The 14,483-nt window shown below is 52.0% G+C and carries 12 protein-coding genes and 1 tRNA gene; 4 read left to right on the top strand and 9 right to left on the bottom strand.

Annotated features, from left to right (window positions below; genetic code table 11):
* Window positions 1–6 precede the first annotated feature (6 nt).
* Together PPL9_RS18620 and PPL9_RS18615 are read left to right on the top strand one after the other, a co-directional pair.
* Window positions 7–1,344, top strand: coding sequence for an aminotransferase class III-fold pyridoxal phosphate-dependent enzyme (locus PPL9_RS18620; RefSeq protein ID WP_057464090.1), 1,338 nt, complete (start codon window positions 7–9; stop codon window positions 1,342–1,344).
* Window positions 1,345–1,423: 79 nt separating this feature from the next.
* Window positions 1,424–3,898: an FAD-dependent oxidoreductase gene (locus PPL9_RS18615; protein ID WP_057464089.1), complete on the top strand. Its 2,475-nt coding sequence runs from the start codon at window positions 1,424–1,426 to the stop codon at window positions 3,896–3,898.
* Between the two features lie 174 nt (window positions 3,899–4,072).
* Here the strand turns inward: PPL9_RS18615 and xsc are convergent, their stop codons facing one another.
* The 6 genes from xsc to PPL9_RS18585 form a co-directional block, all read right to left on the bottom strand.
* Complete coding sequence (xsc, locus tag PPL9_RS18610) at window positions 4,073–5,851, bottom strand: sulfoacetaldehyde acetyltransferase (protein WP_057464088.1); 1,779 nt, start codon at window positions 5,849–5,851, stop codon at window positions 4,073–4,075.
* A 183-nt stretch (window positions 5,852–6,034) separates the two neighbouring features.
* Window positions 6,035–7,840: an aminodeoxychorismate synthase component I gene (gene pabB, locus PPL9_RS18605; RefSeq protein ID WP_057464087.1), complete on the bottom strand. Its 1,806-nt coding sequence runs from the start codon at window positions 7,838–7,840 to the stop codon at window positions 6,035–6,037.
* A 243-nt stretch (window positions 7,841–8,083) separates the two neighbouring features.
* Window positions 8,084–9,556: a methyl-accepting chemotaxis protein gene (locus PPL9_RS18600; RefSeq protein ID WP_057464086.1), complete on the bottom strand. Its 1,473-nt coding sequence runs from the start codon at window positions 9,554–9,556 to the stop codon at window positions 8,084–8,086.
* A gap of 415 nt (window positions 9,557–9,971) precedes the next feature.
* Window positions 9,972–10,451, bottom strand: a complete 480-nt coding sequence (locus PPL9_RS18595; protein ID WP_057464085.1) for a MarR family transcriptional regulator — start codon at window positions 10,449–10,451, stop codon at window positions 9,972–9,974.
* 208 nt (window positions 10,452–10,659) lie between these two features.
* Window positions 10,660–11,334: a peptide-methionine (S)-S-oxide reductase MsrA gene (msrA, locus tag PPL9_RS18590; protein WP_057464084.1), complete on the bottom strand. Its 675-nt coding sequence runs from the start codon at window positions 11,332–11,334 to the stop codon at window positions 10,660–10,662.
* Between the two features lie 26 nt (window positions 11,335–11,360).
* On the bottom strand, window positions 11,361–11,678 hold the full coding sequence (locus PPL9_RS18585; protein WP_208981041.1) for a hypothetical protein: 318 nt from the start codon (window positions 11,676–11,678) through the stop codon (window positions 11,361–11,363).
* 310 nt (window positions 11,679–11,988) lie between these two features.
* Here PPL9_RS18585 and PPL9_RS18580 point away from each other — a divergent pair.
* Window positions 11,989–12,078, top strand: a tRNA-Ser gene (locus PPL9_RS18580).
* A gap of 145 nt (window positions 12,079–12,223) precedes the next feature.
* Window positions 12,224–13,522, top strand: a complete 1,299-nt coding sequence (locus PPL9_RS18575; RefSeq protein ID WP_057464083.1) for a tyrosine-type recombinase/integrase — start codon at window positions 12,224–12,226, stop codon at window positions 13,520–13,522.
* On the opposite strand, the gene PPL9_RS18570 is transcribed toward PPL9_RS18575, so the two are convergent.
* From PPL9_RS18570 to PPL9_RS18560, 3 genes are all read right to left on the bottom strand, one after another.
* Complete coding sequence (locus PPL9_RS18570) at window positions 13,516–13,746, bottom strand: hypothetical protein (protein ID WP_057464082.1); 231 nt, start codon at window positions 13,744–13,746, stop codon at window positions 13,516–13,518. The two genes, PPL9_RS18575 and PPL9_RS18570, sit on opposite strands and share 7 nt — an antisense overlap.
* Window positions 13,747–13,853: 107 nt before the next feature.
* A complete protein-coding gene (locus PPL9_RS18565) occupies window positions 13,854–14,147 on the bottom strand; it encodes a hypothetical protein (protein ID WP_057464081.1) in 294 nt (97 codons plus the stop codon).
* Between the two features lie 22 nt (window positions 14,148–14,169).
* Window positions 14,170–14,388 carry a hypothetical protein gene (locus PPL9_RS18560; RefSeq protein WP_057464080.1) on the bottom strand — a complete coding sequence of 73 codons (219 nt, stop codon included), beginning with the start codon at window positions 14,386–14,388 and terminating at the stop codon, window positions 14,170–14,172.
* Window positions 14,389–14,483: the final 95 nt, after the last annotated feature.

Genomic DNA, 14,483 nt, shown 5'->3' with positions numbered 1-14,483 from the left:
ATCGAGATGAGTGTCCTTGCAGAGCCGATTGAACAAGCGAAAACCAATTCTCTTGAGCAACACTGGATGCCGTTTTCCGCAAACAAAGAATTTAAAAGCGCACCGCGTCTCATCACCCGTTCAGAGGGAATGTACCTTTGGAACCAGCATGGTGACAGACTGGTAGACGGTTCCTCCGGCTTGTTCAATGTGCCAGCAGGCCATGCGCGCAAGTCGATTGCGGATGCCGTTCATGCGCAGATGATGCAGAACGGATACACAGCGCCCTTCCAGCTGGGCCAGCCGACATCCTTTGAGTTTGCGGCAAAACTCACCAAAATTATGCCAGAGCCTTTCAATCACGTGTTCTTTGTGAATTCAGGATCGGAGGCCATCGATACCGCGCTGAAAATGGTCATGGCCTATCATCGTGCAAACGGTGCTGCACAGCGCACTCGCTTTGTCTCCCGTGAGCGGGCGTACCACGGCGTGAATATGGGCGGTGTCTCTTTGGCTGGTATGGTCAAAAACCGCGAAACTTTCCCGGTTGTCATGCCAAACATCGTCATGATGCGCCATACGTGGAACGAGGAAAACGCCTTCACAAGAGGCCAGCCGGAAACCGGTGTGGAACTGGCAAATGATCTGCAGCGCTTCTGCGAGACCTATGGTGGCTCCACAATCGCCGCTGTGTTCATTGAGCCTGTTGCGGGCTCCACTGGCACGCTCGTCCCGCCAAAAGGCTATCTGGAGCGCGTGCGCCAGATCTGTGATGAGCACGGCATTCTGCTGGTGTTTGATGAAGTGATCACTGGCTTCGGCCGTCTTGGCAAACCGTTTGCAGTGGATGCGTTCAACGTGATGCCAGATATCATCACATTGGCAAAAGCACTCACCAACGGAGCAATCCCGATGGGTGCCGTTGCAGCGTCGGATCAGGTTTATGAAACGATCACGGAAGCAGCGCCAGAAAATGCCATCGAGTTCTTCCATGGCTACACATATTCGGCACACCCAGCAGCCTGTGCAGCAGGTTTGGCGACGCTTAAAATTTACGAGGAAGAAGGCCTGTTCGAACGAGCAGCTGAGCTGAGCGATTACTTCCTTGATGCAATCTGGTCCCTGCAGGATATCCCGATTGTGAAGGATATCCGAGGCTACGGGCTTATGGGCGGCGTAGAGGTTCACCCGCTTCCCGGCAAACCGGGCATCCGCGGCAACGAGATGCAAAAGCGGTTGTTCTGGAACGGCTGTCACGCCAAATGGACGGGGGACACAGCCATCCTGGCGCCAGCGTTTATTGCAGAGCGAAGTCATGTCGATGAGATCGTGGATGCAATGAGGAAAACGCTCATAGCTGAATAGATCGAAGAAAGTATTGTTTTGAGAAGAGCACATTTGTGCTCTTCTTTTGTTTTTCAAATTGGTTGAGGGGAGGCGATCAATGACGAAGTCTATTCCGCAAAATGCGCGTGTCGTGATCATTGGTGGCGGTATTGCCGGGTGTTCAGTTGCATATCATCTGGCAAAGCTTGGCTGGCAGGACATCGTGCTGCTGGAGCGCAAGCAGCTCACGTGCGGCACCACCTGGCATGCCGCAGGGTTGATTGCCCAATTACGCGCATCCAAAAACATGACGCGCCTCGCCAAATACTCGCAGGAGCTCTATGGCGATCTGGAAGCTGAAACCGAAATCGCGACAGGTTTTCGCCGCAACGGATCAATCACAGTTGCCTTAACCGAAGAACGCCGCAGTGAAATCCTACGCTCAGCCGCAATGGCGCGGGCGTTTGGGGTGGAAGTGGAAGAGATCACCACCTCAGAACTGTTGAACCGCTACCCCTATGTAAATGCGCAGGATGTAACAGCGGCCGTCTACCTGCCAAAGGATGGGCAGGGTGATCCGGGCAACATCGCGCTTGCTCTTGCCAAAGGTGCCCGCCAGCGCGGAGCACAGGTGTTTGAAGGTGTCAAAGTCACAGGCATCGCTAAGAAGAATGGTGCTGTCTCGGGTGTCTCTTGGCAGCGAGATGGCAGTGATGAGCAAGGTCACATCGCAGCTGACTATGTGGTCAATTGTGCAGGCATGTGGGCGCATCAACTGGGCAAAATGGCTGGCGTCAACGTGCCGCTCCATGCCTGCGAGCATTTCTACATGGTCACAGATAACATCGCTGGCCTCCCACAACTCCCCACGCTGCGCGTGCCGGATGAATGTGCCTACTACAAGGAAGATGCCGGCAAAATCCTGCTGGGCGCGTTTGAGCCAACCGCCAAACCATGGGGCATGCAGGGCATCTCAGATGATTTCTGTTTTGACCAGTTGCCAGAAGATATCGAGCACTTCGAGCCCATCTTGGAACAAGCGGTCAACCGTTTCCCCGAGCTGGCCGTAACAGGCATTCACACCTTCTTCAACGGCCCTGAAAGTTTCACACCGGATGATGCCTATCATCTGGGCGAAGCGCCGGAACTCAAGAACTTCTTTGTCTGTGCTGGCTTCAACTCCATCGGTATTCAATCCGCTGGTGGCGCAGGCATGGCGCTCGCCCATTGGATGGAGCATGGCCATCCACCCTTTGATATTTCCGATGTTGATATCAGGCGCATGCAGCCATTCATGGGCAACAAAACGTTCCTCTATCAACGTTCGAAAGAAACGCTCGGCCTGCTCTATGCTGATCACTTCCCTTTCCGCCAGAAAGCCACGGCACGCGGTGTCCGTCGCTCTCCGCTGCATGAGCATCTCAAACAAGCTGGCGCAGCGTTTGGTGAAGTTGCAGGCTGGGAGCGCGCTAATTGGTTTGCAGAGCAGGGGCAGGACCCAACCTACAAATACTCTTGGAAGCGCCAAAATTGGTTTGAGAACTCAAAGCGTGAGCACCTCGCCATCCGCAACAATGTTGGCCTCTACGACATGTCCTCCTTCGGGAAGATCCGTGTGGAAGGACCGGATGCAGAAGCACTGCTCAATCATATGTGCGGCGGAGACATGTCTGTTCCTGTCGGCAAAATTGTCTACACGCAGTTCCTCAATGAACGTGGTGGTATTGAAGCCGATCTCACCGTGACGCGCCTCTCAGAGACTGCTTATCTACTCGTAACTCCAGCAGCCACTGTTATCCGGGAACTCAGCTGGTTCAATAAGCACAAGGCTGGCGCCAATGTGGTCATCACCGACATCACAGCAGGCGAGGCTACACTGGTGGTGATGGGGCCAAACTCGCGAGAGCTGCTCTCCAAAGTCTCCAATCACGATTGGTCCAACGAGAACCATCCATTCGGAACCATGCAGGAGATCGAACTCGGCATGGGCCTCGCTCGTGCACACCGTGTGTCCTATGTGGGTGAACTGGGCTGGGAGCTCTATGTCTCAACCGACATGGCCGCCCATGCCTATGAAACACTCGTGGAAGCAGGCGCTGATATCGACCTGAAACTCTGCGGTCTCCACGCAATGGATTCCCTGCGCATCGAAAAAGGCTTCCGGCACTTCGGTCATGACATAACCGAGGAAGATCATGTTGTGGAAGCAGGTCTCGGCTTTGCTGTCAGCACCAAGAAACCATCCTTCATCGGCAGAGACGCGGTCTTACGGAAGAAGGAAGAGGGCCTCTCATCCCGAATGCTGCAGTTCAAGCTGAAGGATTCAGAACCACTTCTGCATCACAACGAACCAGTCCTGCGCGATGGTGAGATCGTCGGCTACCTCACCTCCGGCAACTACGGCCACACTCTGGGCGGTGCCATAGGCCTTGGCTACGTGCCATGCAAAGGCGAAACAATCAAAGACATGCTCGCCTCCAGCTACCAGATCGACGTCGAAGGCACCTTGTGCGACGCAGAAGCATCCTTCAAGCCAATGTACGACCCCAAAAGCCTCCGTATGCGTGGTGTGAAGGAACTCGAAAACGCATAACTTAAGCGAGCACCTCGCGCTGTGTGCGAGGTGTTAATCTAATCTGGTGTTTGTGACGCCATATCCCTAATCAACAAACGCTTTAAAAGAAAAAAGCCCGGGCAGCTTTGCACTGCGCGGGCTTTAAGGTTCATGCCCCTCTCAGAGGAGGCGAGACGGGCACTGCTGGAGGACTTACGCGAGTTCTTGTTCGCGCATATCTTCCGCGTTGATGCCAGCGACAGCAACAGGTGCTTTCATTGCGTCTCTGCGGAAAGGCTCACCAAGTTCCTGATTAAGGATCACCTCAATGAACGTGGTCTCGTTACGCTCCATCTGGCCTTCAATGGCGTCATTCAGGGTCTTGGTCAGCTCATCGGTGCCGAACACCTGAATGCCCTTCAGGCCGCAAGCCTCTGCAATCTTGGCGTACTGAACTTCCAGATTGAGCTCAGTGCCAACGAAGTTGTCGTCGTACCACAGCGTCGTGTTGCGCTTCTCCGCGCCCCACTGATAGTTGCGGAAGATCACCATTGTGATGGGTGGCCAGTCATCACGACCACAAGCAGTCATCTCGTTCATGGAGATGCCAAAGGCTCCATCACCAGCAAACCCGACAACTGGCACATCAGGACGACCAATCTTCGCGCCCAGAATAGCAGGCAAGCCGTAACCGCAAGGCCCGAATAGACCCGGAGCAAGATACTTCCGCCCCTCATCAAAACTCGGGTAGGCGTTGCCAATGGCGCAGTTGTTGCCAATGTCAGAGGAGATAATCGCTTCTTTCGGCAGTGCTGCCTGAATAGCGCGCCATGCCATGCGTGGAGACATCTTCTGAGGCTCACGTGTACGGGCGCGCTCGTTCCAGCTTGTGCCTGGATCATCATCCTCGTGATCCATGGAAGAGAGCTCCTGCAACCACGCGGACTTCGCATGATGCACCAGTGCTTCCCGGTCTTCACGTCCCGCATTACCTGCGTGATCCGCCAGTTCTTCAAGGATCTGCTCTGCCACAGCACGAGCATCCCCCTGAATGCCAACACTTACCTTCTTGGTCAGCCCGATGCGGTCAGAGTTGATGTCCACCTGAATGACCTTGGCGTCCTTCGGCCAGTAATCCATGTCGTAGCAAGGCAGGGTAGAGAACGGATTGAGCCGCGTCCCAAGAGCCAGCACTACGTCCGCTTTCGAGATCATTTCCATGCCCGCTTTTGAGCCGTTATAGCCAAGCGGACCGACGGAAAGTGGGTGATTGCCGGGGAATGCATCATTGTGCTGATAGCCACAACAGACCGGCGCGCTCAGCTTCTCCGCCAAAACAGCAGACGCCTGAATAGCGCCACTCAACACAACACCCGCACCGTTCAAAATGACAGGGAACTTTGCATCAGACAGCAGCTCAGCAGCCTTCTTGATGGACTGCACACCACCACGCGGCTTTTCCATGCGCACGATCTGCGGCAGCTCGATGTCGATCACCTGTGTCCAGAAATCACGCGGTATGTTGATCTGGGCCGGAGCGCACCCACGCCAGGCTTTCTCAATCACACGGTTCAGCACTTCCGCAATACGGGAAGGATCACGAACCTCTTCCTGATAGCAAACCATATCCTCAAACAGAGCCATCTGCTCTATTTCCTGAAAGCCACCTTGTCCGATGGTCTTGTTGGCTGCCTGCGGGGTAACAAGCAGCAGGGGTGTATGGTTCCAGTAGGCTGTCTTGATCGGCGTTACGAAATTGGTAATGCCTGGACCGTTCTGAGCAATCGCCATGCTCATCTTACCGGTTGCGCGGGAGTATCCATCCGCGCTCATGCCTGCGTTACACTCGTGGGCGCAATCCCAAAACTTGACACCTGCGGCAGGAAAGAGATCCGAAACCGGCATCATGGCAGAACCGATAATGCCGAAGGCGTTATCAATTCCGTGCATCTGAAGCACTTTTACAAAGGCCTCTTCGGTCGTCATTTTCATGGCACAAGTCCTCCCCATCACGTCACAGGCACGGCTGTGATCTGCACATTTTGATATGCAGTCAAACCTAGCCTGAGCCAGCGGAGGGGTTTAGGGCCAGATTCCGCTATAGCATTGGTCAGTTGTGTAGAAGGTATTGAAGATGCAGCGGAATGCCATCGCTCGATCCCGAGCAGAGAAGCGCTAGCTTACGTCAGCGCTGACGGAAACGAGGCTGGTATTCATCAATCCCCGCAGGGAGTTACCAACATAGACAGCGTCTGCTGAGCGCAAATCATGCACAGTCAGATCCGCTTCCTCTGCATATCCATGTTCCAGCAAACCAGCGCGGAAAACTCCCGGCAATAACCCATGCGTAAGAGCAGGGGTGAGCAACTTGCCGTCCTTGCGGATAAACAGATTGGTGAAGCTGCCTTCAGTCAGGTATCCAGCTTCATTGAGGAAAATGACCTCGGAACATCCATAGTTAGCAGCATACTCTGCGCGGGTTTGATCGTAAAATCCGCGCTGGCTGGTTTTGTGGAACAGGAACCGGTCCTGTGAATGCACATGCTCGTCTGCAAGGCAGATCCGCCAGTCATCCCCGCTTGCTGCCGGCATTTCCTGCGCCGTCAGCATGAACTGTCCGTCTTCATAAAGATCAAGCCGAACCCGCATATTGCGATCAAACACTGCAGCATGGTCTGAAAGCACGCTCAACGCCTGATCTAAGTTCCAGTTGAAACCGAAGTAAGATGCGCTGTCGGCCATCCGTTGCAGATGACGTTCCAGCAACGTATAGCCTTCGTCAGGCGTCCAACCCATAGTTTCAAACAGGGTGAAACGCTCTTCTGACGCCTTCAGGAAGTTCAGTTTCAGCAGACATTCATCATATTCTGGCGAGGCACCGGAATCGAATACAACACCCGAGCCTGTCCCCATTTCAGCAGCGCCATCCTCGTCAATTACCAGAGTGCGGATCGCTACATTGAACGTGAAATCGCCATTGGGCTCAATCATTCCAATGGAGCCGGTATAGATCCCGCGCGGGCTCTTTTCCAGCTCATCAATGATCTCCATAGCCCAAAGCTTCGGCGCTCCGGTGATGGAACCACACGGGAACAGCTCTTCAATAATCTCGGGCAGTTCAGCTCCATCCACCAGCTCGCCAGTGGTGGTGGAGGTCATCTGGAACAGGCTACGGTACTGCTCAACCTCACAGTGAGACGGAACACAAACACTACCTGCTTTGGTGATGCGAGAGAGGTCATTGCGCATCAGATCAAGGATCATGGTGTTCTCGGCGCGTGACTTCACATCACTCTGCAGCCAGTCCTGAACACGCGCATCTTCTTCGCTCGTGCGCCCACGCTGAGCTGTGCCCTTCATCGGGCGTGTCGTCAGTTGTTTGCCCTTGCGCTCCAAAAACAGTTCCGGAGAAATTGAGAGAACCTTCTGGTCACCCAGATGCAAAAGGGCAGCATATCCAACCGGTTGCTGGAACAGCAGATTGTCAAACAAGGCAGCTGCGCTTCCAGTCTGCTCAAGCTCTGCACGCATGGTCAGGTTGATCTGGTAGATGTCACCTTGTGCCAGATGCTGCTGTGTTTTGGCAAAAGCGCTCTCATAGTCGCCTTTGCTCATATCAAACTGGTTGATGTGAATGGAAGGGGCGGCTTCATTGCCTGCAGCCTCAACCAACCATTGGGCTTCTTCATCTCGGGTCAAAAGCTGAGGTGCATCGTAGACGCCAAACCAGGCAAGAGGCACATTGCCTGTGCCCTTGAAGCGCTGCTTCAGCTTCTCTTCAAACGCAAAACCAAATTCATAGGAGAAGAAGCCAGCCAGATAGTGACCCGCTTTGCGCTCTTGTTCCAGTTGCTGAAGAAACTGAGGGACCTCAGAAAGAGTTTGGCAGGTCAGCACGTGCTTTGGGGCTTGGAAGAGACGCGCAGGCTCATGACTAAGCCTGTCGACAAAAAGTACTGTTCCAAACGCAAACTGCGCCATACCTGTCCATTCTTATTTGGGTTACCCTTATTAAGAATGCTCAATACCAGCCCGTCAGACCAAGGCAATCATAAAATTGTCTCCAAGTCCGTTTCTTGAGTAATTTTGCGTAAATTGTGATCAATTTCAGCCCAAATATCCGAAAATTCACCTCAAGGCAGCCGTTTCAGAAGAGCAGAAGCGTCGCTCAAACGCAAAACGGGCCACCAAGGTGACCCGTTTCATCAGAATTTGTAGCGCAGATTAAGCAACGTCGTGGAAGAAGCGCTCTAGCGTATTGTGAACTTCATTGAGATCCCCATCAACCTTATTGGCTTTCTCAGTCACTTCGAAGACCGAGCCTGTCGCCTCGTTCATGGCTTCACTCAGGCTGGCAATGCTCTGGGAAACTGCCATGGTACCATCAGCTGCAGCTGCAATATTAGCTGAGATCTCGTTGGTCGCGTCACCCTGCTGGGTTATCGCTTCTGCAATTGCACCAGTGTGGGCGTTCACGTCATCCATGGTCAAAGTGATGGAGCCAATTGCGTCCACAGCTTCCCGGGTTCTGCCCTGAATTGCGGAAACTTGAGACGCGATCTCTTCAGTCGCTTTGGAGGTCTGGTTGGCCAGCTCTTTCACTTCTGCGGCTACAACTGCAAAGCCTTTACCTGCTTCACCTGCCCGGGCAGCTTCAATGGTGGCGTTTAGGGCCAGCAGATTGGTTTGTTCAGCAATCGCCTGAATGAGCGTAACCACTTCACCAATGCGGCTTGCAGCCTCTGCAAGGCTGCCAATGGTGTCGTTGGTCTCCTGCGCACCACGGGTTGCAGCTTCAACCATGTCGTTGGCCTGCGCAATCTGGCGTGCGATCTCGGAAATGGAGGAGGAAAGCTCTTCGGAAGCAGCAGAAACGGTCTGAACATTGCCAGATGCTGAATCAGAGGAGGAGACAACTTCAGTGGTATGACCAGAGCATTTATGCGTCGCGTTCTCCAGGCCTTTGGAAGCAGATACGATGCTATGCGTGTTTTGTGAAAGGCTCTTCAGCTGCCCATCCACCACGTCACGCAGCCCGGAAATGTGCTTTTCAAAGAATGCGATACGTTCGGATTGCTCTGCAATCTTCTGTTCGTTCTCTGCAACTTCAGCTGCAATCCCTGCAGCTTGAGCGGAAGCAGCATTGTCTGCCGCGTTAGAAGCTTCAGCATCGTCCTGACCGCTCAGGAAGGCCATCGTCACGCCAGCGAGAAGAACCAGAATGATGAGGTTGCCAGACATGGTGCTCTGATCACTCACGAGGAAGTCAGGCAAAACGAACAGGCTACCAAGAAGATAAATTGCGGAAATTGCAAGGAAACTGCCAAGCGCGCCGCCATTGCGAGAAGAACTCAAAACAACCAGCGGGGCAAAGAACAGGATGTTGAAGTCCACTTGCCAGCCTTCTGCATATCCACCAAGAGCAGCAGCAGTGCTTGCAACCGCGGTCAAAATGGCGAGGCAAATGCCGGAAGCCAGGTCAGATGCACCGGATTCCTTGTCTTTCAGCCACAATGCGGTTGGAATAGCAGCAAGAAGGAAAGCTGATCCCGAAAGAATGCTCATTGTGCCGGTATCACCAGCCCAGCTCATCCCAAAGCTCAGGAGAGCAAGAACCCAACCCAAGGCAATCGGCCAACTGGTTGAACCCGTGTCAGATTGGCCTACCTCTTCTTCAAATCCGACTGCAGCACTCATTTCAGGTCTTCCCTTAATTGTATTGGTGCATGACACACCCAAATACATCCACCCAATTATTAAACGCATTCTGGATTTATAACTCTCTGATAACAAAGAGGAATGCGCACAACCTCAAGCAGTCAGACGACACAATTACAGTCGTGACCACTTGGTTGAATGAAAGAAATAATACGCACGAAAGGGCGAAATCACACAGCAATCGCCTCTAAAAGAGGCGGCCCTCAAAATTGAATTGCGTAAATTACTCCATTCAAATCTTAGTTGTAATTTGTATAAGATTTATGCTTAAGAGAAGCTTAATGGAGTGGAAGGGAAGTGTAAAAAGCAAAGAACACCGAAGCGTTCACTCCGGTGTTTCTGCGTTGAAAATAAACTGAAATCAATAAAAAAACTAAACCAGTAAAATTAAGCCTTAGGCTGGTTCGTTCTCTGCAACCTGTTCATCTTCCATTGGATCATCGTAGCAAAAGCGTGTGCAAGCAGAGCTTTCCACGTCATTCAGGATGAACTTGAGGAGAGAGGAGAGGTTGTCCAATTGGCTCTCATCGATGTCACCGAGCAGCGCATGAGCTGCTTTACGGCGCGCCTCAGCCACTTCAACGGCCTTACGCTTACCACGAACGGTGAGTTCTACCATAACTTCCCGGCCTCTACGGCGAAGACGTCGGACCAACCAGTCTTTCTCAAGACGGTCAATCAGGCGCACGGTGGCGGAATGGCTTAAACGAACTTCTTTCGCAACTGTACCGATGGAGATGGCCGGAGAGCGTCGCATAATAAGAAGAGCCGCGACGGCACTTGTTGAAAGATCTCCGTAAGCATCAACACTCGCATCTTCAAGTGCTGTACTTACCGCGGAAAGTTGGTCTGCAATATGATTGGTTCTCATCATAAATTAAATCTCTAAAATACTGTCCTGACGATTCTGACTTAGCGTCATTAGAGTTAATCCTAAAACTGCAATTTAACAAATGCAAGTTTAATAAAATTGAAAATAATAAGTATTTCGAAACCATGCAACCTGCAAAATCAATAAAAACCGCCGATTTGGTCCCTGATTATTAGCAGGTTGCAATTATCCATAAATTATTTTTGATCACCTATTGCTTAGGGGATTGGGGCGAAACCGGCAATGGGCAGGTCGCACCTGTGCCCGAAAGGCCACAGTATCCATCTGGATTCTTTGCCAAATATTGTTGGTGATATTCTTCAGCGTAATAGAATACGTCGAGCGGACCGATTTCCGTGGTAATCCCTGCGTTTTTGCCGATTTCCTTAAGGGCATCCTGATAAGACTTAGCTGTTTCTTTAGCCGTCTCAATATCTGCCTCACTCATCAAATAAAGTGCAGATCTATACTGTGTCCCCACATCGTTGCCCTGCCGCATTCCTTGCGTTGGGTCGTGACGCTCCCAAAATACCTTCAAAAGTTGTTCCAGAGAGATTTCTTCTGGATTGTAGACCACTTTTACAATTTCGGTGTGACCGGTCTGACCAGTACACGTCTCGTGGTAGGTCGGATTCTTTGTTGCACCACCTGCAAAGCCAACAGCTGTTACATACACACCCGGCAATTCCCAGAAGGCGCGTTCAGCACCCCAGTAACACCCCATGCCCACATAGAGCTCTTTCATCCCTTCAGGATATGGCCCATTCAGATCATGACCATTCACGAAGTGCTTTCCGGGAGTCATGATCGGTGTATCCCGGCCTGGCAGCGCTGTACCTGTATCCGGCATTTTAAACTTGTTTGAGAGCATTCTGAGAAACGACATATTCACTTACCTGTAAGAACTCTGCATCACAGCAGGGTTGTGCTGATGCGACGCCGCTTGTCGCCATACCATAGCATAATTAGTCCGAGAGGTCCGAATATAACCCACGGCGGCATCAGCAAAAGGCTTTGAATAATCGGATCCCAGAGAAGAGGGCTCACGTACCGCTGGATGGCCGCCTGGGATGCATTGAGCGTTTCTGGTGACAGATCAAACCAGATCAGTCCCAGTGGTGAAGAGGTCCAGCTGGAGGTCGCAATGCTCTTAGTGGCATCCACGACAAATGAGACCAGCGCTATGGCGACAAACCACACACCTATAAAACGCAGAAAAAATCCAACCACGTGTCTGCTTCCTTTTTCTGTCAGCTATCTTTTAAACTCGCAATGAGCCTGCGTGTATCCACAGTACCTCATGCAATCTAAGGTGCAACCTATCAGAACAAGCATGCCAGACGCTCTTAAATTCCAGTCAAAACTGCGTAATGGATTGTGATTGGTTGCCCGTAGACAGGCAGAAAAATGCCTTTGTTTTCATTCTGGTTCCACAGAGTGGGGATACATGGCAAAAAAATCGAAAAGACCTCTTGCGCCCCCCAATAGTTTTGCATATACCCCCTCTCACGCCGCCGGGCATACCCGGTGAGCGGAATGCGGAGAGGTGGCCGAGTGGTCGAAGGCGCACGCCTGGAAAGTGTGTAGGCGGGGAACCGTCTCCAGGGTTCGAATCCCTGTCTCTCCGCCATTGCCATTTCTTCCCCAAACGAAAATCAGTCAATTAAATCAATAGTTTATGCTGGATATTTAGAGGCAACTTGACTCTGAATCCCTTCACTGCATAACATTCTACATAACAAACTGCATAACATTTGTGTTTGGTGGAGTGTGGAATGGGATACTCGTTAAGTCGCGGCGTCTACTATTTTGTGAAGCGTGTCCCTAAGAGATATGCTGCTGTTGAGCCTCGCACTCGTGTTCAACTTTCCCTGAAAACCAAAAGTCCTGATGTCGCTGAGAAGAAGTCTCTCATGGTTGAGGAGAGGCTGATTGCATATTGGGAAGCTCTTCTCGCGAACAATGAAGAAAGCGCTCAGGCGCATTATGATGCTGCTTTGAACTTCGCAGGAGCACACGGGTTTACCTACCTCTCGCTTGAGGATGTGGTTGTGTCTCCGATTGACGATCTGCTTGGCAGGGTGGACGTGATACCGGATTCAGAGGTGCCGAAGAAGAACTCAGCTGCAATTGCGGGTGTCTTAGGTTCTGCAAAGCCGAAGCAGAAACTCTCGAAGGTATATGAAGAGTACCTGGAACTTACACCTGATCTTCGAGTGGGCATGAGTGATGACCAGATCCGGAAATGGAAGAACCCAAAGTTCAAAGCAATAAACAACTTCATCGCGGTGGTCGGGGATAAGGATGTGCGGGAGATTGCCCGCGAAGACGGGTTGAAGCTGCGGCAATGGTGGATGGATCGTATTCTGGATGAGGGAAAGAAACCTAGTACAGCGAACAAGGACTTTACCCACCTGTCTAAAATCTTCTCAACATGGTGCGATCTCAAGCAGGAGAAGCTAGAGAATCCATTCTTGCGATTGCGTCTGAAGGAAGATGATACCCAAGATGAGCGACCTCCGTTTTCTCGTGACTGGATCGAGACGAAGTTGTTGGCTCCGGATGCATTCGGCGCAACCAATGAGGAGGCAGTTCTCATCTTCAAGATCCTAATCAATACCGGATTGAGACCCTCAGAGGTGATCGGGGCAAAGCTGGAGCACTTCAAGATTACTCACAATGTGCCTCATATCAGCATTGAAGAGTATCGAGCTGAAGGCTTCATGAGGAAGCTGAAAACCAAGTGGTCTGCGCGTGAAGTGCCGCTCGTGGGTGTTTCTCTGGAAGCTGCGCGGCGACTGGTGGCGCTTGGCGGGGTGCAGAAATACTACCTCAAGTCAGATCAGTGGTCGGCTCTCATCAATAAGGAGTTGGATAAGCACAAGCTCAGGGAGACTGAACAACACACGGCTTACTCACTGCGACACTCGTTTGAAGATAGCTTGTTGGAGGTTGGGGTGGATCATCGACTTCGCGTGGAGCTGATGGGGCATTCTTACGAGCGGCCAAAGTATGGGGAAGGTGGAAGCTTGCAGCTCAAGCGTGAGCAGATCGAGAAGGTTGCGTTTTATTGAGTGGCGATCTTAAGGGCCAGCTGCAGGGCGTCTTCTTTTTGCTGGAACTCTTCGACTTCCTTGGTCAGGCGTTGGAAGATGGGCAGGTATTGCGGATTGCCTGCGGCGATGATCCGGGCCACTTTCTTTTGAGCACCAAGAAGGCGCTCCAGCGTCACCTCCTTATTGTGAGGTGCTGAAGCTGCCAACTGCGCTACAGGTTTTCTGCGCGGGGCAACGTTCATTGGATTACTTTACCTTTTCGTGTCTAGCTGGTGGTCAGATAAGCTGGAGAAGCAGGGCTTTAAGTAGGTCTAGTGTGAGCCATGTAAGGGCGATGGTCAGTGCCAGTTTAAGCTCCATCTTGAGACCCGCTCGGCACTTGCTGAGAGACGTTCCAAGCCTCAATTATTTTGGGTTTTTGCCCTTCGGCTAAGATGAGTTCGTGCATTAGCTCAGAGCATACGTATGCCATTGCTGTGCTCTGATCTTTGAAGCTCAGCGTAGGTTTGTGCTCTTTGCCCTTGCGCTCATCATAGATTTCCCATTCGCCGGGGCCACCACGTAGGCGAAACAAGCGACCATCTTTAGAGCTAACGTCCCAGTGGCCTATGTTCCGTCGAAAAACTTGGAAATGAGGAACCATAATCACCTCCTGTAAAATGGATTTAATTGGATTTGGAGAAGAAGCTGGGGTTCGCTGCTTGCATCTCTGCGTACTCTCCCAAGTCGAAGTCGCTCAGCTGCAATGCTTTTACCTCATCATCCGTCAAACCAGCACTGCGTAGCAGCTCTGCAGCCATGGTGGGTTGATTGTGGGTCTGGGCGATTTGAGTGCAGGCGGCGATATAGCCAGCCAGATATGCCTTCTTCTCGTCTTGGGTCATGTTTCACCTGTTTGGGCTTGAGTTAATCGGAGAAGTCGATGAGGAAGAGTTGGCCGCACCCAATTGGAAAGGCCATTGTCCCCCAGTAATCGTCG

The organism is Pseudovibrio sp. POLY-S9 (assembly GCF_001431305.1).
In the GTDB taxonomy this organism is placed as follows: domain Bacteria; phylum Pseudomonadota; class Alphaproteobacteria; order Rhizobiales; family Stappiaceae; genus Pseudovibrio.
This window is presented reverse-complemented; position numbering and strand designations above follow the sequence as displayed.

What these genes read in the sequence shown, in the direction of transcription:
- PPL9_RS18620 (WP_057464090.1), top strand. Translation starts at nt 7, where the DNA reads ATGAGTGTCCTTGCAGAGCCGATTGAACAAGCGAAAACCAATTCTCTT.
- PPL9_RS18615 (WP_057464089.1), top strand. Translation starts at nt 1,424, where the DNA reads ATGACGAAGTCTATTCCGCAAAATGCGCGTGTCGTGATCATTGGTGGC.
- xsc (WP_057464088.1), bottom strand. Translation starts at nt 5,851, where the DNA reads ATGAAAATGACGACCGAAGAGGCCTTTGTAAAAGTGCTTCAGATGCAC.
- pabB (WP_057464087.1), bottom strand. Translation starts at nt 7,840, where the DNA reads ATGGCGCAGTTTGCGTTTGGAACAGTACTTTTTGTCGACAGGCTTAGT.
- PPL9_RS18600 (WP_057464086.1), bottom strand. Translation starts at nt 9,556, where the DNA reads ATGAGTGCTGCAGTCGGATTTGAAGAAGAGGTAGGCCAATCTGACACG.
- PPL9_RS18595 (WP_057464085.1), bottom strand. Translation starts at nt 10,451, where the DNA reads ATGATGAGAACCAATCATATTGCAGACCAACTTTCCGCGGTAAGTACA.
- msrA (WP_057464084.1), bottom strand. Translation starts at nt 11,334, where the DNA reads ATGTCGTTTCTCAGAATGCTCTCAAACAAGTTTAAAATGCCGGATACA.
- PPL9_RS18575 (WP_057464083.1), top strand. Translation starts at nt 12,224, where the DNA reads ATGGGATACTCGTTAAGTCGCGGCGTCTACTATTTTGTGAAGCGTGTC.
- PPL9_RS18570 (WP_057464082.1), bottom strand. Translation starts at nt 13,746, where the DNA reads ATGAACGTTGCCCCGCGCAGAAAACCTGTAGCGCAGTTGGCAGCTTCA.
- PPL9_RS18565 (WP_057464081.1), bottom strand. Translation starts at nt 14,147, where the DNA reads ATGGTTCCTCATTTCCAAGTTTTTCGACGGAACATAGGCCACTGGGAC.
- PPL9_RS18560 (WP_057464080.1), bottom strand. Translation starts at nt 14,388, where the DNA reads ATGACCCAAGACGAGAAGAAGGCATATCTGGCTGGCTATATCGCCGCC.